Here is a 20,258-nt window from a genome sequence, read left to right as displayed (position 1 = left end):
GGCGCAGAAACGCGACAATTACGGGTTCGCCCTCAGCTTTTAATCGGCCCCTATCTTCTCATGCACATGACGCTGCACCCGTAAAGCACAAGCGTTCCACCCAAGGCCACGCATGACTCGGTGCAACCCATACAGCCCGCGAGCCCTGCAAGGACGGCAACATATGGAAATGACCTGTATATACATTCAGGTAACCAGCATCTCATGCGTATCCTCCAGTTTCGTTTTCGATTCAGCCTCTGCCCGTTACGTCAGGAAAGTGGCAAGCAAGAGCGCGCAAAGTGCCCTGACAAGCCAGGAACTGGTCATGAACATCGATGCGCGCTGAAGGGGCGTTCACATCTAGAGTGAAATATTAAAAAAAAATGTGCATGCCATCTTGCGCGCAAACTGTGCCCCCCCATGCCGGCGCACGCGACTGTCCGGGGCAGGCCTCAATACCCGGAATTAGTCAAAGCTACCCTGATTCGGCGCGGTGGCGAAGTCGGCTGACTGCGTAATTACTACGGAGACTGGCTATCCAGATAAACGAATGCGGATGTTTTGCCTGGGCAACGGTAGGCAGACTATGCGCCAGGAATTCACAAGTCTCTGACTCAAACCCATGGCCAGTCTGAGGGGCGCGCCTTGTAATGCCGCGTCCAGTACTGACCGGACGCGGCATTTGATGGAATCACCAACTGTAGGCAAAGCCTGCGCTGAAGGCAGCGTTATCGAATTCTGTGGGGGAAAAACTGGCCGCTGCTTTCATGACAGTATTGGGGGAAAGCCGCACGCTGCCGCCGATGGCGATTCCTGTTTCGTCACCGTAGTAGCCAGTGCCCGCACCCAGAGAGAAGGTTTTGTCCTGTTCGACCTGAGGAATTGTCGCCATGCTTGCTGCGATGGCCACGCCCCTGTTCAACTGCCCGTAGTTGACCGCGTCCCAGCGACTCTTGCCATCAGCCACTCCGGTCACCCTTACAGGATCGCCGTTTGAAGATTTGCCAAAGGTCGCCCCTCTGTCATCCAGGGTCAAACTGGTGGATTGCGTTCCACCGCTAATGACGGTCTTGCGTTCGGTGATGACCATGCCATGAGTATTGCCCATACCATTGGTCAAAGTCATGGCTGACGAAGCTTCTGTCGCAGGTCCGTTAGCAATTGCGATGCGGCCATTGCCATCGACAACAGCGTGCGGCGCGATCTGATCCTTGTTGACAATAGTCATGTGTCCGGAGGTTTTTCCTGCGCTCGGCAGTATGCTTGTGCCGCTATTGACGGAGGTGGTCGCCACGGTGTTGGAAGTGTAAACGAGACGACCGTTAATAAAGGTATTGCCATTGATGAGGGTGTCGCCTTCCAGACGGTTGACGTAGCTCGCCCCAGCCAGGTTGGCGCGGCTCGCTTCATCGCCAACACCATTGAGTTGAGTGTTCAGAGTTGCGGCGTCTGTACCCAACGTGCTTGCAGTGCTGGTCGTGGTAAGCCCGTTTGTTCCCGATCCAATACTGGCACTGCCTTGCTGAACAGCTACGTGGCTGTTGCCGCCCTTAAGATCGACAGTCGTACCTGCGAATGTATTGCCTATAGTGTTTGTCGAGTTGGTGGTGCCTACTCCGATATTGTTGCGCTTGGCCTCGATAGAGTTTGTACCCGTCGCGGCATTCGCCTCCAGACGATTCTCGCCATTAACACCCAACGCGCTCATGACGTTGTTACCCGTAACCGCGGTGATGGCGTTGTTACCCGTAACCGAAGTGATGGCGTTGCCGGTGCCGCCTGTGATTGCATTCTGGGCAGTGGCGTTCAGGGTGTTGGTCGAACCGTTCAGAGTGTTTACAGAACTGCCTACGTTGCCAATGGTATTCGTCCCGCCCAAGATATTGACTGCGCTCGATTGATTTCCAATAGTCGTCGTTGCCGTGCCGCTGACATTGATTTTGGTCTCGCCGGTCAGCGTCGTTGTGCCATCGACGCTCAGGCTTTCCACTCCAGATATCGACCCAGGATTCGTGATGTTTGGAAATGTATAATCTGTATCGGCTGCATAAGCATTACCTACCAATACGAAAATTAATAATAAAAAAGTCACAAAAAAAAATCTCACACGTTTTTTCATAAAAACTTGCATCGCGATCCTCATTTTTATAGCAATTTAAATGTTACAAAAAAACAAAACAATTCTTATTACTGGATCAATTCTTTTTTTATCGCAATGCATCCAGTTCCAGCTGGCATCAAAAAAATTCTCAGCGTAGATCCTCCATCCAAAACAATAATCTGACTTGATAATTTCCCGACTCTGTGCAGATCAGAGTATTGTTGCTGAGCGACAAGCTCACTTTTCTGAGGCCAATATACTACCGTTTCATAGATACCGCCACAGCCATTGACTTGATTTGGGGCAAAACTGGAACTTGCGTAAGCCAGAATGTTTCCGGGTTGCTGTATTTCCATGGACAGCGAAACCATCATATTGTCAGGGTCTGGGGAGGGAATGAAAAAATGCCCGCCTACAGTACTGATGTCACCCGTCAAAAACGTGACCACTTGCTCTATACGCCCCAAACATTTACGCACTCCAGCAGACTGTGCGTACTGAACAAAAGCGCTTGATGGAGAATCTACTCTATTTTTAGGAACTGATTCTGAAATTTCAGTTTTTTTTGACTGAGTCGGATCCAATGGTTTATTTTTTATACCATCTTGAGCATGGCAAGCAGTAGAGAGCGCAGATAGAATAATAATTAAAAAAGAATAAATAGTTATTTTAAAAAATAATTTACTCTTTTTAAAACACATTGTTTTTTGCAAAACTCCTCCATTTTAAATTTCGTATTATTTTTAACAATGAAATATAATTACGTGAAATAAATATTTAAGATATGATATTTTAAAAATTTCATTCGAAATCATTTAAATCATTAATAACTTTACACTAAAATAAAATAATTCGGAAAGAGATTATAATACTTACAAAATACGTAATTTGCCGAGAACTCAACAGTAAGATTTGCCACAGATTTCAATAACCCGCAGGAACGACCTTACGGCCATCCCACATATTGCGCTCGACATTCTCATCGGCGCAACAGAACAGAGCACCATCGAACCAGTCGGTACTAAAACTGCTGCGTGGCATCAGCGGGTATTGAAAAAATATGTAAGGAAGGTATGGAAAGAGATAATCAATAACTGAGTGGTCCGAAGTTTCCCAGCAGGTCAATGCCAGTAGTATATACGCAATTCATGCGGGAAAAATTGCCATGAACTAATAAAAATCAGTCCAGGATTTAACGTGAAACCTTAAAAAATTTTAAACGATATTTAAAGCCATATATAATACTATTGAACAGGTTTTATAACGCCTTTTCGATGAGATACATGGACTTATTCACGATAAGTTTTGTACAATTTTGTTATCCCGAATATTGGCATTATAAACTCAAATCTAGCGCTGAAATCATGGCTAAATCAGGACCTAAAATTGTGATCATTTTTCTACCTATTCTGGGCGCAATTGCAGCGCAATAATCAGTGAATTTTTAAGTCTCTTGAATAAGCGATTTTTTGATTCAAGCATGCTTGGTATTCCAATGCTTTTTGCCCCTATTTTGGCTCAAGCCGGATTATCCTTTTTTTCCTATCGCTTTCGGTCAAACAGATGCGGGTAAAGACTTCCCATAGCGTCTCCTGAATGAGCCTTAAAAAATGCATGCAGTCGGTTCTCTTTGTGACTAACCGATCATCCCAAAACGCCCCGAGCTTGCCCGGTGAATGGGAGGAACCTTTCCAAGTCTTTGGATGCCTATAAAAAAAACCATTCTGGACTACGATGATACACCAACTTTAAAAGGCTCATATTGGCAGCGACTCTTCACTCTTCAAAATCAATTCGAGCTTTGCGAAAGGATTTGGATGAACTACTGCGTAACGCACAGGATATTTCAGGTTGTTGGCCAAAACATGAGTCATCGTGCGGCGATAAGTCTGGATCGTTATTTGATCCGTGCCCTCAGACTTGGTAGTGAAGCGTACAGGGGTATGTGGCGTAGGTTCGCATAGATTTTCAGCAAGCAGGTAGGGAGGCCCCAAGATATTCTGACGAGGGCCCCTTCGCGCCCAAATATGCCAAGCAGAGCGTCCTTGGCATATTTGCGAGGCCCAAGGTCAACTCTGACTGCCGGAGGCTTAAACAGCCATTCTGAGAGCTTCTGGGCTGCCTGCGGCGCCACAGACTGTTTTCGGTGAGACCAGGGTCGCCTCTTGGTTAATCCAGTGGCTCAATGGCCCGTGGAGTTGCCCCCGACAGGTCGGATTGAATGGCTATCGGTGTATCGGCCTGCGGTTCTTTGCGGAGATAAGATCTGAATTGGCTTTTCCATGACTTTATCCAAGTCTACCCATGATTTTTTTGTGGGCTTTGTTTGGCGGGGAAAAATCTGGATAGGTTCGGCCTGTTTTTTTTGCGGAGGTACCAATGAATTCTGGGCGCGCTTTGGACAGAGAATTTTGGGGGCGGCCATGGAACCGGTTGAGCAAGTGTTACGAAGGTCTTGCCCGCAAGATTGGAGCGTGCAACACTCATCTTAACATCACCTTGTACCACAAATTGTCAAAAAAGTTGTTTTTTAAGGTCATTACCCCTAGTTTTTTTGACTTTTTCATCTCATTTACGCATCGTAGAATCTAACGAAACGGAGATAAAAAATGCTCAGTAAGAGTTCCTTAAAAGACCGGAATTTGAATGTCAGAGTATCAAGTGAACAGTTGCTTGTTATTGACGCCAAAGCTTGCCTTTCTGGCACGACAAGAAGCAATTTTGTTATCAACATGATCAACGAGCGTTGGGCAACCAGACTCGCCAAAGCTCATCGGCCGTATGTTTCAATCGCTGGAAATTTACTGGAAATTTCCAAAAAAATTAAATCCCTTCAAAGCCGCAAAATTTGGTCAGATATTGATCAGCGAGAACTGGATATTGTGGTTGTGAAATTAAATGATACGCTCACGAATTTGATCAACAGGATTGCCGCAGACCAAGAGGTGGATTTAAATGATCGTAACGAGAAAGAGACTTTCGAATAGCCGTTCACAGGGCGTCAATCTCATGCGTTATGTACTGCGTGAAAATGGCGGAATTTCTAAAGGATTTTTTAATTCCATGTTTCAGGAAGAACGGCAATTCTATGCCGAAGTAGAAGCGACTATTTTTCACGCTCAGTATCTTGAAAAACCTGTTACGCACTTTGTCATAAGTTTTCTTGAAAATGAGAAAAAAAAGGCTTTCGAAAACGTAACACAAATTGCACAGCTTTTCTTGAAAAAAATGGGTTATGATGCTGCCCTTGCAGCTTATGGAGCACACGACGATACTGACCATTTTCACATCCATCTTGCAGTAGTCATGGCAGACCTCAATCGGATGAGATCACTCAATCAAGAGGGGGTTGTTCGTGAACTCATGAAGGCCACTTCGGCCCTCTGCAAGGCGTTTAATTTTTCCTCGCCACTCCATGACTACCGAATGGTGCTGCTCGGGATCAAAACTTGTTTCGAAAATACTGACTGGGACATCATCCATGAAACCCTTGAAACAATGTCCGTTCAGATTGAAAATAACTCCGACAAGACAGGGTATGTTTTAAAGACCGGACGCTGGGATGTTGAACTTGGGGCAGTGACCGGTTTTCCAAGTGCGGAGCGATATTTCCAGCAGATGGGGCCGGTCCCTTCCAGGTCAAAGAATACTCTGCCCGAGAAGCCTAATTATTGGGTCATGAAAAAGGCTGCACTGGCAGTTGTCTTCAAGGAAAAGCGCAAGGTTTTGAAAGAATTCGATAAACGCCTGGATTTGGCTGAAATGTACGTTCGCTGCTATGAAGATGAACATAAGGCAATGGCAGAGATGGAAGTTGACGCTCTTGTGTACGGCCGTGATGAGGCGACGGAAATTCTTCAGTTTTATTCCTCGGTAATCAAAAGCATCACTCAGAAGGCATGGAATCAGCGATGGAAGGAGATCGAATCCGCCCTTTGGGACTGGACGATGCGCAAGGATCGCTCTGAAGAGTGCTTGTCGCGGCTTCAAGTGATCCCGACAAGGTCTCAACCGAACAATCATACACCTTTCAAAATAAAGTAAATTTATCAAGTAGATTACCATTTACTCAATCGTGCATGATTGAGAAGTGGCTCTAAACTGGCGCTAGTATGCCAAAACGCACTTTTGGATTGAAGAGAAAACGCATTTATATTTAAAAAAATTATATATTAAGAAATTGAATTGTTTGTATTCAACAATTTTAACTAATCGATAAACTTGACTGATTTTGTCACATTTCCATGCTTATCAAGCTGAATTAGCACGTCTTCAACAACATATGCACCAAAGCTATTCTTCGCTCTGTACAGACATGTAACCTGACAAGCACCATCCGGGCCTTTAACGACATCACCCCATTCTATCACTTCGAAACTATCCGGATCTTTTAGACGATTTTTAATATATTTTTCAACTTGTGAAACAGATTTATCTATGGGTGAATTGTAAACTACATCAATCCATGGAGTCAAAGCGTACACTTTTTGCTCTAAATCTCTATACGTGAACAAAAAAATAACAACAAATATGGCGAATGCGATAATGCACCACTTAAATTTTGCCTTCTTAAGTTCAGGCCAACCACTTTCAGGGCGAGGCTCTCCGCACCCAGGGCAGGCCACTGCGGAACTGGAAATACGTTTGCCGCATAAGCTACACTTTGTTAACGCCATGACTTAAACCAACCCTTCTGTTCCAGTTAATGATTTAACGCACAAAATTCCAAGAATGTAAGAGATTTCGATAAATAAGTTTTTAAAAATTTAACAAATAATAATAAATTCTATTTTAGAAAAAATTAATATAATAATAAATGAAAAATACTACAAAATAAATTAAAGCTCAACTATTGCAAAAAAAAGCCAACCTTTTGAATAAAAAATCAATAAATTTTTAACTGTGACGATTTTACACGAATCCGTAAGGAAAAGGAGCCGCCTTGGTGGGCGAATGCGCCATAGCTCGGGCCCAGGGTGAAGCGTGCACCTCTCTGAACGGTTGCATTCGTTGCATTCCAACTAGAACTTCCAACGATACCTGTCGCCCTTGGATCGATTATTTTCCCATTGAAGTGGCTGAAGATTTAAAAGCTCGTCTGAACCGCCCTTGGAAACCGGCCTGATATGATCTATTTCCCAGCCATGCTCTGATTCAATATCCCCATAAGCACTAAATTTCATGGGGCTTCCACAGATGTCAAAGCGCCATTCATCTGGGTTGTAGCCTTGAATCACTACGCCTTTACTCCATACTTTACAGATGATGTCCTTAGAAAATGACATCCCATATACATCAGAATTTCTATTGGAAGGCACAAGCATCCTCTCCGTTTAAATTTGTTGAGATGTAGCCACGCGCACAATTTCAAAGACCCTGGTCCGTCCGCCGGAAACCGCTCAAAATCTGTCCTCGCAAGACGCGCTTGTGCCAGGCATGCGCATTTGAACCGCCTCGGAATCGTTGCCGGACCGTTTCCTCTGGGATAGGGTTTTAAAAATGCTTGGCGAGATCAATGTTCATCAAAATGGCTCGTTATCTTTGACTTGACAAGAAAACGTGTCTAGGGAAGCGGCTGCCAAAAAGCAGCATCGTCTCCAAACCAAACGACGCGGTCGAGACGGTATTTTTTGAATATACATTGGAAATATAATGGATGCGAACTCCGTAGAATGCGCGAAAAGCACGTAGATGGAGAAACGTATTACGTATTTTTTGCAGAGACCAAAGCGATGTGTCCTTGTTGTATAACGGGCGTCTAGTTACAAACCCGCCAAATTGCTCGAATCGGCATCCTTACTGGCTTGATGACGAATTAATCTGAAAAAAGCATTCTAAGACGACACTGCAAAAAGTCGCAAAAGAACCCGAGTGTCATTCCCGCGAAGGCGGGGATCCATTCTTTTCAGATAGTTAAAAAGGCATGGATCCCCTTCTTCAAGGGGATGACGACTTTTTGCAGTGACATCATTCCAAGGTCCGAAAACAGCCCTTTTTGATGAAAGGATTTCCTGATCAACGCATACAGCCTTGATGCACCGAAAGTGGATTCTTCCGTCTGATCTCAACGAGTTGATCTTGAAGAAAACCCACAAGATATGTACTTATGAGTACTCGGAATGGCGTACCATCAGAAATATTGGCCTGCCCTCACCGTGACAAGGCGCTCTTCGGCTTTATCGCTCCTGCAGAGAGGGCGGATCCAAGAGTATCCCGGCACTCTTCATCTCAGGAAAATTCATGAATTATTCGAACATGAACAGAGAGGATCTCCTGGCGGACTTGCGCAAGGCTCAGGAGAGGATTGCCGATCTTGAACGCGGCGAAGACGCCTGCAGGGCGGTCGAAGAAGCGCTGCAGGAAAGCGAACACAATTTCCGTTACTTCTTCGAGTCAATGACGGACCCGCTATGGGTCTGCACCCACGACGGGGCCATCCACTTCACGAACACGGCCGCCGCGACCACTCTGGGGTACGGCATTGAAGAACTCCGATCCATGAACGTGCTCGACGTTCATCCGTCCGACAGACGGCAGGAGGTGGAAACGATTTTCCGCGACATGCTGCAAGGCTTCCGCAAGACCTGCCCGCTCCCCTTGGCCCGCAAGGACGGCTCTCTCGTGCCCGTGGAGACGCGCATCTGGCAAGGCACATGGAACGGCCTCAATTGCATCTTCGGTATATCGAAAAACCTCTCCGCGGAGCAGGAATCGTTGCAGCGCTTCGAAAGCCTGTTCCGGTTCAACCCGAACCCCATGGCCCTCAGTTCGCTTCCCGACCGACGGTTTGTCGATGTCAACAATTCCTGGGTCACCACGTTGGGATTTACCCGTGAGGAGGCCCTCGGACGCACGGCCGTAGAGCTTGGAATCATTAACGCCAATATCCTCAACGTATCTTCTCAACAGGCTCTGCAGGATGGCAAAAGCGCTTCGCAGGAGTTGCTCATCACCTGCAAGGACGGTTCGATCCGCAGCGGGATCATATCTGGCGAAGTCATCCAGAACCAGGGGAAACATTATCTCCTGTCCGTCATGGTCGACATCACCGAAAGAAAGGAAGCCGAAGAAAAACTGCAACGGCAGTCCGCCTTGATCATTTCTTTGCTCGACTCCATACCCGACATAATATTCTTCAAAGATATCAACGGAACATACCTTGGAGGCAATTCGCGGTTCGAAGAATTTGTTGGACTTCCCAAGGATGATTTCATCGGCCGGACCGACCATGACCTTTTCCCAGAGGAGGTCGCGGCAGAATTCAGGTGGCATGACGCGGCCATGCTGGCCCAAGGCAGTCAGCGGAGCAGCGAGGAGTGGATAACGTATCCCGACGGAACACGGAAGCTGATCGACACGGTCAAGTCACCCTGCCTCGGCCCGAACGGGGAAATAATCGGCCTCATTGGAGTCAGCCGTGACATAACATCCCGCAAGCGTGCGGAGCAGGCATTGCAGCTCGCGTACTCCAACATTGAGCATATGGTCGCCGAACGGACGGAGGAACTGGCCGATGCAAACGCGCACCTTCTCGTGGAGGTTGCCGAACGCAAGCAGGCACACCGGGAAATCGACCAGATACTCTCATCCATAACCGCAGTGCTCGTCGGGCTCGACAGCAACGGAACGGTGACACGGTGGAACCAGGCGGCCCAGGAAACCTTCAATTTGTCGGCCGAGACCGTTGTCGGCAAACGCCTCGACCACCTGCAACTCCCCGGTTCCTGGGGCAGGCTCGCCGAAAGTATCGAAGCCGCACGCAACAGCGGGAAAGCCACACGAATCAACAATATCTGCCACATAAGCCCCGGCGGAAAACAGATCTTTCATGTCGTGACTATCACCCCCCTGCTGGCCGAGCACGGCACTCCCGACGGGTTCCTCATTCTGGGCGAGGACGTTTCCGAAATGAAATTCCTCGAAGCCCAGTTGGCCCAGACTGCAAAACTGGAGGCGGTGGGCCAGCTCGCTGCGGGCATCGCCCATGAGATCAACACACCAGTGCAGTACATAGGCGACTCCATGACCTTTCTCAAAGAGGCCTGCGACGGGCTGAACAGGCTGGCGCGCATGACCGGACAGTTCCCCTCCGTCGATGCGTCCGGAAGCAGCGACTTCGTCATGGCCATCGAAACATTGTCCGCGGAGATAGATCTCGAATTCGTCATTGAGGAGGTTCCGAAAACGATCGACAGGATTTTCCACGGAATCGACCGCATCAGCTCCATTGTCCAGGCCATGAAACGCTTTTCGCTTCCCGTAACCGAAGGCATGAGGCAGACCGACATCTGGGAGCATATCGAAAGTACGCTGGTCGTATCTCGCAACGAATGGCGCTACGTTGCCGACGTCATCACCGAATTCGATCCGGAATTGGAGGCAATCCACTGCAACCCGGCTGAAATCAACCAGGTCCTGCTGAACCTCATCATCAACGCAGCAAATGCCATCGGGGATGGCGTGCACGGGACATCGAAAAAGGGACTGATCACCATCACGACCAGAAAGGACGGCGATTACGCGGTCATCCTCGTCCAGGACAACGGCCCGGGTATTCCGGAAGACATCCGGGACAAGGTGTTCAACCTCTTTTTCACAACCAAGGATGTCGGCCGGGGCACCGGACAAGGGCTGGCAATCTCCCATGACATCGTGGTCAACAAGCACGGCGGCCTGCTCGATTTCGAGACGGAACCGGGAAAGGGCACCACGTTTCGCGTTCGACTCCCTCTGAAGCCCATTGACTGAGGACCCGCAACCCGGCAGGTCATGTCTGCGCACTTTCACAAGCCCCTTGCCTCCTTAGAAAAACACCCTGACAGTCGAAATATGAGTAAAATATACGCATTATAAATTGCATGAGATTTCTTGTCCCGTGCGATGTTGTCATGATAGCATTCTAAAGCATTCAAAGCAAAATGAGCGCTTTAACATAATATCATATCGATTTGCCATTCAATTATTTTAATAATATGTTATTTGTGTTGATATTTGATCATTTTAAACTTTGAAAAGCCTATATGAGCAAGCTCTACACATATTTTTAATCTGAGGATTTGCCATAAGGCAACATCAGCAATTTATCACTTTGAATGGCGCATATGATCCTGATCACAATTTCAAAAGAAACAGATCCTGAACGACTTGCCGCACAACAAATCTGGAATTCGCAACTCAAGACCAAAGATCGCACTAAAAAATTGGGCGAGCCGGAATATCCAGCTTTCTTTCCAACATACCAATGTAAAGGGGAGGTCGGAGAGCATCTGTATGTTGTCTATGATGGGTCGATTTTTGGATATGGAGTAATCGCTCACATTGAGGAAAGAAACAAAGAGACCATCTGTGGCGGAATGCAAGAAGTGAATTCACGATGGTGGTGTCAAATTACCAGAGAACTTTTGGAAATGCCATATCATGTGCCCTGTATCGGATTTACTGGGGCAAGAACCAAAGACATCAACCTGCACGAATGCGGGCGTTCGACGGCAATCAAAGTGATAAAAGGCTTGGGATTGAGAATACCAACAGAAAATCCCCGCCCTTTGGAATTTGTGATCCGGAAAAAGAAGCGCCCTGAAATAGCAAAAAATTCGTCACCGGGCGAAGCGGGCGGTGACAAATTCACCTCCCATCCTGGCCGGGCAAGGTGAAAACCGCGCCGGAGCTCAGTTCGTGCCGGCTTCAGTTTGTACTCATGGGTCGCGGTAGGAATGCCGGCTACCCGGCACCCCCCGCACAGATTTGTACGCGAGGAATTACCTCAATACTCTTGGTCTCAGAGACCCAGCTATAGCTCTCAGAGACCCAGCCATAGAAAACAGCCCTATTTGAATGAAATAATCAATTATTTCATTCTACTCTTGGTCTCAGAGACCCAGCCCTGCCCCCACCGGACATCAGAAACCCAGCCGCGCTCGTGTTCACTATTTACGCGTGTTCAAAATTATTATACACGGCAAAAAAATGAACACACACGGGAGGGGCCCGATATGCACGAGAAAGAAAGCCGCATCCTGAGCCAGGCTGTCGAGGCCGCTTCGCGGTTGACCGGGCTGGAATTCAGCTTTGAGCAGGCCGGGATTCGGGACATGGAGAGCATCGACGCGGTTGTGACCCTACGCGGTCAGGATGAGGCGGTGCGTTGGCCGGCAGAAGTCGTGCGCAACCTGACCGCCGCCACCCTCGGACCTGTGACGGCCAGAGTCAGGAATCTCAACCGCTCCTGCCTGCTGATTGCTCCGTATGTAAACCGGAACCTGGCCGAGAAGCTCAAGGGGCTTGGCATCCCCTTCATGGACGCGTCAGGCAACCTGTTCATCAACACGCCGCCCTACTACATCTACGTAGTGGGGCAAGCACGTGCCCTGGATGCCAACATCGGTACGGGTTTCGTATTCAACCCCATGAGCCTGCAGGTCGTCTTCACGCTCCTGTGCATGCCCGAACACACATCGGCCGCGTACCGGGATATCGCAGACCTCGCGGGCGTCTCCCTAGGCACAGTGGCGAATACCGTGGCCGCCCTGGAACGGGCCGGGTTCATTGTCGACAGGGGCGGTCGTGGCAGGGCCCTTGCCAGAGTGGAAGAACTGCTGCGGCGGTGGGTTCCGGAGTACGCCGAGCGTCTCCGCCCGAAGCTGCTCCTCGGGCGCTTCTCACCTGCTGAACCGACCTGGCGCGGCATGGCGGGCCCTGCCCACTATCTGGGCGGCGAGACGGCGGCGGCGATCCTCACGGGCCACATCAAACCCGCCATGCAGACGTTCTTCCTGAAAGGGGAACTGAAGGATTTCGCCATGGCCAACCGTCTCAAAAAGGATCCGCAGGGACCGGTGGAATGCCTGAAGGCCTTCTGGCGCTTTGATTATCACTGGGAGCACGACGATCTGGCTCCCCCGCTGATCATTTACGCCGACCTCCTGGCCAGCGGCGACTCAAGAAACATCGAAACTGCGGAGATCATCCATGAACGATTCCTGGCCCCATACTTCGAAAGAACTCGATGAGGACAAGTCCGATGCGCTGCGCATGATCTCCGAAGCGGCAGCGCTACGCCGGATCCCCTTCCTCCTGGTCGGAGCCATGGCCAGGGACATGCTTCTTCAGCACACTCACGACATGACCCGGGAACGGCGGATGTAGATATCGCTACCTGTCGAAATTCGCAGGCCGTTCAAAAATGGTGAGATGCAAGGAAGCGAAAATAGCCAGGGGGCGCAGTGTATTGCGCATACATAAGCGGTCTGGCTAATTTTGCTGACGCAGTAGATCGCCGTTTTTCAACGGCCTGATCGGAGTCATGGTCGGATCGTGGGCAGAGTTTTCGGAATTCTGTGAGACTTTGGCGGACAGAGGATTCGAACGCAATACGACGGTGACGCACAGGTTTCGATCCCCAAAAGGCGTCATCATCGACGCCGTGCCCTTCGGTGGCCTGGCTGATGCCAAAGGCTTCATTGTCTGGCCGCCAGACGATGACCCGATGATGTGCGTGACCGGATTCGACGATGCGCTCCGGCATTGTTTACAGATGGAAATTAACGGCGGGCTGGTCGTGAACATTGTTTCCCTGCCGGGATTGGCCATACTGAAACTGCTGGCCTGGAACGACAGGCGATATGCCTCAAACAAAGACGCCCAGGATCTGGCTCTGCTCCTGCGCCTTTATGGCGAAGTGACAAAGGACCGGCTTTTCGATTCAGAGGCGGCACTGATGGAGCGCCACGGGTTCGACATGGAGACGGCCGGCGCCGAGTTGCTCGGCCAGGACATGGCCGCCATGGCATCGGCGGACACTGCGCTGCACCTGCTGCGCATCATGCTCGAAAACGGAGAAGACACAACGCCGAACGAGCATCTTGTTCGCGACATCTCAAGGCACCTTCCGGGCAGGGAGTACCAACATGCCGAGAACATGCTGAAATACATTCTTTCTGGGTTGGTGGTGTACGAGAGAAAATGAGCCAAACAGGCCACTCGAAAGTCACTCAAAAAAACAATCCGACAAGACGCGGTGTAGCCGTCTACATGAGCCTTTGGAAATCGAGAGAGCAACGCAGTCCAGAAAGGATTTTTCAACTCCCCGGAGGCCGTTCAAAAACCTTTCTGGCAAGGCGCGAGCCGATTTTCGAAGGTGATGTGTAGCCGTCTACATGAGCCTTTGAAAATCGGGGAGCAACGCAGTCCAGAAAGGATTTTTCAACGGCCTCACAGGCTGCGCCTTGCAAGCTCCCGCAGCAACTTCGCCCCCTTCTCGACCACGCCTTCCAGAATCCCCAGATATCGCACGGCCAGCGTTTCACGGTCAAAATTGCGCGCAACATAATCCTGCCCCCGTTCGCCAAGCTCCCGGCGCAATCCGGGGTCCCGCGCCAGTTTGAGCACAGCCTCGGCCAACTCGGCGTCGTTCTCCGGCTCGATGCACAGGCCGCACCCGCCCTCCTCCACCAGTTCCCGACTCTCGCCCTCCACGCCCAGCACGATGGGCCGCCCCATGGCCATGGCCTCGAAGATCTTGGACGGCAGCACCGTCTTGAACAGCTCCGATTTGATGAGCAGCACCAGGCAGGCGTCCGTGGCGGCCAGGAAGTCCGGCATGCGTTCCTTGGGCTGCTGGCCGAGCATGATGACGTTGGTCAGGCCCATCTCGTCCTTTTCACGCAGCAGCTTCTCGCGCTCCGCCCCGTCGCCCACCAGCAGGAACCGGATGTTCGGCACGTTCTCCAGGCGCTTGGCCGCGCGCAGGACCGTCCCCAGGCCGTGGGCCATGCCGTGGGTGCCGATGTAGGAAGCCAGAAAGACGTCCTCGCCCAGTCCCAGCTCCCGGCGCACCGCGTTCATGCGCCCGCCGGGGGCGTAGCGCTCCAGGTCCGCGCCGTTGGTGACGATGCTGACCTTTTCCTCGCCAACGCCCCGGGCCGTGATGTGGCGCTTGAAGGCCTTGGTCAGGGAGATGATGTGGTCGGCCTTGCGGTACAGGAAGCTCTCGACGCCTTCGAGGGCCCTGATGACCCGGCGATTCCTTATTGCGCCCACGGCGATGATGGATTCGGGCCACAGGTCGCGGATCTCCAGCACCCACGGGCATCGCTTCAGGCGGGAGACGAAGTAGCCACCCATGCCGCAGAAGAACTGGGGCGATGTGGACACGACCAGGTCCACGTCCCGCACCCTCCAGCACTGGGCCACGGCCGAGAGCATGAAGGACACGTAGTTGGAGATGCGCTTCATGAAACCCTTGTTGGCGCTCAGGTACGTGCCGACGCGCAGCACGCGGATACCGTCGATCTCGTCCCAGGCATGGACCGAGTTTGTGAACCCCGGATAGACCACCCCGCCTGGATGGCTCGGGTGGCAGGTCAGGACCGTGACCTTATGCCCGGCGCGAACCCAGCGCTTGGCGTTCTCATAGGTACGGGAGGCGGGTGCGTTCACCTCGGGGGGGAAATAATGGGACAAGAAAAGGATGTGCATGCAATCTCCACTGCGCGAGAATTGAACCGTGTGCGCGCAATCGGCATCGCCCGCGAATCGGAAGATGCGGCCACGCGACCCGGTATCTTACTAGAGTACCTTGGGAATACTATGCCGGTGAACCCCGGCGATTGCGGTAAAAGCACGTATGGAGAAAGGACTGGCGGATGGATTACGTATTTTCTGCCAGCACGTGTGGCATCGCGGCATGTCAAGTTCATAACCTGAAAACGGCTCATTTGTTGACTTTCTCATGCCAATAAGTAAAGTAAACTTTACACAGGAGAGGTACACAATGAGCTGGCACGGTCAACAGATAAAAACATTGGCAAAAGACAAGGGTCTCACGCTCACAAGCGTGGCGGAACTGGTTGGCGTTTCCCGGCAGGCCATCAATGACTGGATCAAGGGGCAGGTTCCCAAGGGTGGGCATCTCTTACGGTTATGCAAAGTGCTTGAAACACCCCCCGACACGTTCTTTTTGTCGGAGATTGATTCGCGCATAACGGTGCCGATGCATCGCACCAGAAAAAATGCAAAAATCAACGATACCATGCAAAAAGAGGCCACGGATCTTGCTGCGGCATTTGAATTGTTCTTCCGGGAGGCCTCCGATCCCGGCCTTGTACAAAGCCTGAGAATTTACAAGAAAACGGGTGCGGAGATCGCAAAGGCCTCAGCGGCATTGAGGGAACTCGGCGGCATTGAAAATGACGCCCCCTTGAATTTCGATCACGTATTCCTTTTATTGAAAAGTCTGGGTGTGAATCTTGTTTTTTCCGATTTCCATGAAAAAATTAAAGCATATGCATTCTACACAAAAATAAACAACCATAGGGTCGTTTTTGTAAATTTCGAAACCAAGATTCTGGATTTTGTGTTTTGCGTCCTACATGAAGCCATTCATTCCATTCGGGACGAAAGCAATGCGTATGACGCTTCTTTTGTATACAGCAACGAGGAAGAAGATTTTTGCGATAACATAGCAAGTCACGCCCAGCTGACAGAAAAATATCTTTTATTCCTTAATGAAGCTATTCAAGGACTCGATGTAAAAACACAGCTTACTCAACTTGCTAAATTCTCTGAAAAAAATCATCACACGCTCCACGCCATTCAAAAGCGGATCGGGAATACACTTCCTGCATTTGGAGATAGTCTTTACCGTTTCGAGACAAATTTACGTAAAAAGTCTCCAACGGTGCGTGAGTTCTTTTTCAAGGCCAGGGATGCCAGAGAATATATTGAACGCTGGGAGCGCATTAGCCCTGTTTATCTGGAGCATATAATCGAGCAGAGTGACAAAATCAGCCCTCGCAGGTTATGCGAACTTCTTAGCATAGAGAGTGAACTCGACGCGGTCGAAGCAAAGACAGAGTTGGTTCGCATCAAGTCCGAGGCGTAATCCATGATTATATTATGCGACACATGCTCGATTCTCATGCTTATACGTATAGCGCCAAATATGTTTACTGATTCTGCATTTGAAATGATTACCCTTCCAAACGTCGCTCGAGAAATAGTCAAGACACAAAAATTCAAGTCCAAATATCCGTGGCGACAAGAATACAAGTCTCGTATCGCCCCCGTCACATCAAGCGCAATGCAAAATGATGAATATATTGCCTATTACAATTTAATAAAACGCATGCTCGATGAAGGAATCGTTAATACAAGGACTGATCATATTTTTGATCTCAGCGGCGTTGACAAAGAGGTTGTATCCTACGCTTTGTCGCAGGGCTTCGCCATATCTACAGGGGATCAAGGGATAATTGATTTTGCCACGCAAGAGTTTTCTGACGACTTCAAAGGAAATTTCAGCCCTTTGCAGCTTATTGTGACGTGGCTGAAAAAAGGTTTGATCGTGTGGGACGATTCGAAGCATCAGATATTGGAAGAATGGATCATTACTGAAGAAAATCGGCAACCACCAAAAGCGAAAATCGATTTTAAAAAGATAACAGGAAGACCTTACCCTGGGCCGTGAGCGCGACTCTTTCATGTACCTGTTACGTGCGACCCGCCTGGTCAGCCCGGCCAAAAGGTTCCGTCAAGGCAAATCAGCCCGCCTCACCCTCCCCTCTCCAGCACGAACCCACCCTCCCACGGCAGGCTGACGGTCTGGCGCACGTAGAGGACCGGGAAGGTTTCCTGTTTGCCCAGAGAAGCGGCGCGTTTTGGTCAGGCCTTCATTTTGGTCATGAAGAAGCTCCCCAGCCAGGGAAGCTGCGCCCGGACGCGGACGCAGATAACCACGCAGGGTTCTGCGTGGCCAAAATGCGGACAATACCAGCCCTGCTCGATGTGCAGCCTGCCCGCGTCATGCTCGACGCGCAGCGACGCTTCGCCCATATTCAGCATGGCAAATCCGCCGTCCTGACGTACAGGGCAATCCGGGTGTACATGCAGGCGCATTTCCAGATCATGCACGCCCCGTCCGTCAACGCGGTCGCGGATCTCGATACGCTCGCCTGACCAGACAATGCGCCGGTGATGCGCGGGGCTTCCGGACAAGCGCAAGAAGCCGTCATGCCCCCCCTCGGCAAAAAGCGCTCCGCCCTCCTCTCCGGCCCTGGCATGGACGGGCCGGGCGCGGCGTCCGACCCTGTGCGCGCCCCAGACCTCGGTCTGGTTCATTCCATCCACTGTCAGGGAATTGTGGCCCATGTTGCCCCGGTTGTAGCGCCGGATATCCCCGTCCAGGTACTGACAGCACCCCGAATCGACGATGACCCGCCGCCCGTCCAGGGACAGCTCGAAGCTCAGGGTGTCGCTATGGGCGTGACCGGGCTGGTAGTCCGGGCCGATGGGGCCGCAGTCCATGATCAGCGTGCCTCCGGGGCGTGGCGAAAGGCGGTAGTAGCCGCTCCCGGGGAAGGACAGCACCCGCCCGTGGCCGGCCTGCACCGGCTCGCCGCCCAGGCGTTCGTGATACGCCGCGAGCTCCGCATGACCCGGCTCGATGCCCAGGGCCGCGTCGTTGAACAGGGCGATGCCGCCGTCGGGGTGCGTCAGGCCGCCCGCGAAGGCGAGCATCCCCGGCAGCACGGCCGCAAGGCGCTCCCTAAAGGCAGAGAGCGCGTCCAGCCCGCTGCCCTGACAGAGGTTCCAGAGGTCCAGGCAGTCTTCCAGGATCATGCAGTGGTACATGGGGCTGCGCTCGAAATGCCCGCCGTCGGGCAGGATCTGCTCGCCCAGCTCCTCGCCCAGGATGCGCAGACCCAGCTCCAGCCACTTTTGCGCCTGTGCGCCCTCGAAAAAGGTCCCGGCGAAGACCAGGGCCTTGGCGTTCTTGAAATAGTGGTTGGCCAGCAGGTGGTATTCGATGTTCCCGGTCAGCCATTCGGCCTGCAGGGCCAGGCTTTCCAGCCACGCCGGAGGCAACGGGGACGGCGCGCCGGGGGACAGGAAAAACTTGATCCAGTTGACCAGCCTGAGCGACACGGGAAACGGCTCCCAGGCATCCTCCCGCCCTTGCGGGTTGGCCGCGATCCAGCTCTCGATCAGCTCCGGCCCGTTGGTCCGCCCCGGCTCGTGCAGGAAGTCGAAATAGTGCAGGTTGTAGCGCCAAAGCTTGTCCTGATCCATGCGGGGCCAATCGAAACGGTCGGGATCGAAGGTCTTGCGCACGCCGATGAAGGTCAGGGCCCATGGCTCGCCGCCGCAGTGGCGCGGTAGCGGCGGCGTCAGGGACAGGCCCGGCCTCCGGGCAATGCCCACTGGAGCGGACACCCGCCTCTTTGGTCCCAGGCGGCGCAGGAGTTGGAAAAAGATCTGCCGAGACTTGAGGTGGGATACCGTGCGCAGGAGACGCATCTGGCCAGGCAGGCTGAAGGGGTGCGCACGGCTCATGCTCATTCCGACCGAAGCAGCGCTTCAAACTTGGCGACAACCTCTTCGAGCACGGAGTCGTCCACCACAGATACAAACTTCACGCCCCGAACCCGCCAATCCAGATTCTTGATCTGGTCCGCCAACACAACCCCCGAGATCGAAGGATTGCCCTCAATCTTAACCTCGAAAGGGTAGCCCTTGATCTGATTCGTGATCGGGCAACACAGCACCAGCCCTGTACGCCCGTTATACGAAGCGGGCGAGACAACCAGCGCCGGGCGATGGCCAGCCTGTTCATGCCCGGCCTGGGGGTTGAAATTCATCCATACGGCATGGCCGCGATCAGGAACGTACATCACAACAGCTCCTGACCTACGGGTTCATCCATGCCGGCCTCGCCATGAATATTCTCGGGGGTTATCCCGGCCAGCAGCTCGGACAGCACGTATCTCTTGCGCACGGGCTTAATGACAATCTCCCCCTTTCTGAACGAGATATCGACGAGCGTATTCTCGGAAAGACCGCAATCCTTGACGATTGCGTTTGGTATTCTGAGCGCCAGACTGTTGCCCCATTTGACGGTTTTTGCTTCCATGTCATCCTCCCTGCTTAAAGTATCTACATAGTAGATACGTCAAGACCCATTGGCAAGCCTTTTCGCCAGTTCCAGCGTGACCCTACGGACCTCAAATATCTAGTCCCAGCGCAGCTTCTTGCCTTGGTCTCCGAGACCCAGACGGTTCTCCGAGAGGCCGTTCAAAAACCATTCTGGCAAGGCGCGAGCCGATTTTCGAAGGTGATGTGTAGCCGTCTACATAAGCCCTTCGGAAATCGAGCGAGCAACGCAGTCCAGAACGGATTT

17 protein-coding genes are annotated in these 20,258 nt (G+C 51.5%); 9 read left to right on the top strand and 8 right to left on the bottom strand.

Annotated features, from left to right (window positions below; all coding sequences use genetic code 11):
• Positions 1–673 precede the first annotated feature (673 nt).
• On the bottom strand, positions 674–2,113 hold the full coding sequence (locus BMZ40_RS11595) for a YadA C-terminal domain-containing protein (RefSeq protein WP_177193142.1): 1,440 nt from the start codon (positions 2,111–2,113) through the stop codon (positions 674–676).
• 56 nt (positions 2,114–2,169) lie between these two features.
• Positions 2,170–2,796, bottom strand: a complete 627-nt coding sequence (locus BMZ40_RS19250) for a hypothetical protein (protein WP_177193141.1) — start codon at positions 2,794–2,796, stop codon at positions 2,170–2,172.
• Between the two features lie 1,896 nt (positions 2,797–4,692).
• Between BMZ40_RS19250 and BMZ40_RS11580 the strand changes: the two genes are divergently transcribed.
• Both BMZ40_RS11580 and BMZ40_RS11575 read left to right on the top strand, forming a co-directional pair.
• Positions 4,693–5,070, top strand: coding sequence for a type II toxin-antitoxin system TacA family antitoxin (locus tag BMZ40_RS11580; RefSeq protein ID WP_092375721.1), 378 nt, complete (start codon positions 4,693–4,695; stop codon positions 5,068–5,070).
• A gap of 22 nt (positions 5,071–5,092) precedes the next feature.
• Entirely contained in the window at positions 5,093–6,127 is a 1,035-nt protein-coding gene (locus tag BMZ40_RS11575; RefSeq protein ID WP_177193140.1) for a relaxase/mobilization nuclease domain-containing protein, read from the top strand.
• A gap of 164 nt (positions 6,128–6,291) precedes the next feature.
• On the opposite strand, the gene BMZ40_RS19245 is transcribed toward BMZ40_RS11575, so the two are convergent.
• Both BMZ40_RS19245 and BMZ40_RS11570 read right to left on the bottom strand, forming a co-directional pair.
• Positions 6,292–6,759: a hypothetical protein gene (locus tag BMZ40_RS19245; RefSeq protein WP_143075617.1), complete on the bottom strand. Its 468-nt coding sequence runs from the start codon at positions 6,757–6,759 to the stop codon at positions 6,292–6,294.
• A gap of 345 nt (positions 6,760–7,104) precedes the next feature.
• Positions 7,105–7,407 (bottom strand): HNH endonuclease signature motif containing protein, encoded by a 303-nt coding sequence (locus BMZ40_RS11570; RefSeq protein WP_092375713.1) that lies wholly within the window; start codon positions 7,405–7,407, stop codon positions 7,105–7,107.
• 916 nt (positions 7,408–8,323) lie between these two features.
• On the opposite strand from BMZ40_RS11570, the gene BMZ40_RS11565 reads away from it, so the two are divergent.
• The 5 genes from BMZ40_RS11565 (at position 8,324) to BMZ40_RS11555 (ending at position 14,048) form a co-directional block, all read left to right on the top strand.
• A complete protein-coding gene (locus BMZ40_RS11565; protein ID WP_092375711.1) occupies positions 8,324–10,831 on the top strand; it encodes a PAS domain-containing sensor histidine kinase in 2,508 nt (835 codons plus the stop codon).
• A gap of 353 nt (positions 10,832–11,184) precedes the next feature.
• Entirely contained in the window at positions 11,185–11,736 is a 552-nt protein-coding gene (locus BMZ40_RS19240; protein ID WP_143075616.1) for a hypothetical protein, read from the top strand.
• Between the two features lie 339 nt (positions 11,737–12,075).
• Positions 12,076–13,092: a type IV toxin-antitoxin system AbiEi family antitoxin gene (locus BMZ40_RS11560; RefSeq protein ID WP_177193139.1), complete on the top strand. Its 1,017-nt coding sequence runs from the start codon at positions 12,076–12,078 to the stop codon at positions 13,090–13,092.
• Positions 13,052–13,228, top strand: coding sequence for a hypothetical protein (locus tag BMZ40_RS19605; RefSeq protein WP_177193138.1), 177 nt, complete (start codon positions 13,052–13,054; stop codon positions 13,226–13,228). Before BMZ40_RS11560 ends, BMZ40_RS19605 begins: the two co-directional genes overlap by 41 nt.
• Positions 13,229–13,385: 157 nt before the next feature.
• Complete coding sequence (locus BMZ40_RS11555; RefSeq protein WP_092375700.1) at positions 13,386–14,048, top strand: nucleotidyl transferase AbiEii/AbiGii toxin family protein; 663 nt, start codon at positions 13,386–13,388, stop codon at positions 14,046–14,048.
• A 245-nt stretch (positions 14,049–14,293) separates the two neighbouring features.
• Here the strand turns inward: BMZ40_RS11555 and BMZ40_RS11550 are convergent, their stop codons facing one another.
• A complete protein-coding gene (locus tag BMZ40_RS11550) occupies positions 14,294–15,559 on the bottom strand; it encodes a glycosyltransferase family 4 protein (protein WP_092375696.1) in 1,266 nt (421 codons plus the stop codon).
• Positions 15,560–15,854: 295 nt separating this feature from the next.
• On the opposite strand from BMZ40_RS11550, the gene BMZ40_RS11545 reads away from it, so the two are divergent.
• Both BMZ40_RS11545 and BMZ40_RS11540 read left to right on the top strand, forming a co-directional pair.
• Entirely contained in the window at positions 15,855–16,964 is a 1,110-nt protein-coding gene (locus BMZ40_RS11545; protein WP_177193137.1) for a helix-turn-helix domain-containing protein, read from the top strand.
• 60 nt (positions 16,965–17,024) lie between these two features.
• The gene (locus BMZ40_RS11540; RefSeq protein WP_143075615.1) at positions 17,025–17,549 is read left to right on the top strand and encodes a hypothetical protein; all 525 of its coding nucleotides are present in this window, start codon (positions 17,025–17,027) and stop codon (positions 17,547–17,549) included.
• A gap of 194 nt (positions 17,550–17,743) precedes the next feature.
• Here the strand turns inward: BMZ40_RS11540 and BMZ40_RS11535 are convergent, their stop codons facing one another.
• Genes BMZ40_RS11535 through BMZ40_RS11525 form a run of 3 tightly spaced genes read right to left on the bottom strand, consistent with a single transcriptional unit; the run spans position 17,744 to position 19,991 of the window.
• The gene (locus BMZ40_RS11535; protein ID WP_177193136.1) at positions 17,744–19,414 is read right to left on the bottom strand and encodes a heparinase II/III family protein; all 1,671 of its coding nucleotides are present in this window, start codon (positions 19,412–19,414) and stop codon (positions 17,744–17,746) included.
• Positions 19,415–19,416: 2 nt separating this feature from the next.
• The gene (gene mazF / locus BMZ40_RS11530; RefSeq protein WP_092375684.1) at positions 19,417–19,752 is read right to left on the bottom strand and encodes an endoribonuclease MazF; all 336 of its coding nucleotides are present in this window, start codon (positions 19,750–19,752) and stop codon (positions 19,417–19,419) included.
• The gene (locus BMZ40_RS11525) at positions 19,752–19,991 is read right to left on the bottom strand and encodes an AbrB/MazE/SpoVT family DNA-binding domain-containing protein (protein ID WP_092375681.1); all 240 of its coding nucleotides are present in this window, start codon (positions 19,989–19,991) and stop codon (positions 19,752–19,754) included. The genes mazF and BMZ40_RS11525 overlap by 1 nt, the downstream gene beginning before the upstream one ends.
• Positions 19,992–20,258: the final 267 nt, after the last annotated feature.

This window comes from Desulfomicrobium apsheronum, from assembly GCF_900114115.1.
In the GTDB taxonomy this organism is placed as follows: Bacteria; Desulfobacterota; Desulfovibrionia; order Desulfovibrionales; family Desulfomicrobiaceae; genus Desulfomicrobium; species Desulfomicrobium apsheronum.
Note: the sequence above shows the minus strand (reverse complement) of the source record. Positions and strands in the feature narration are given on the sequence as shown.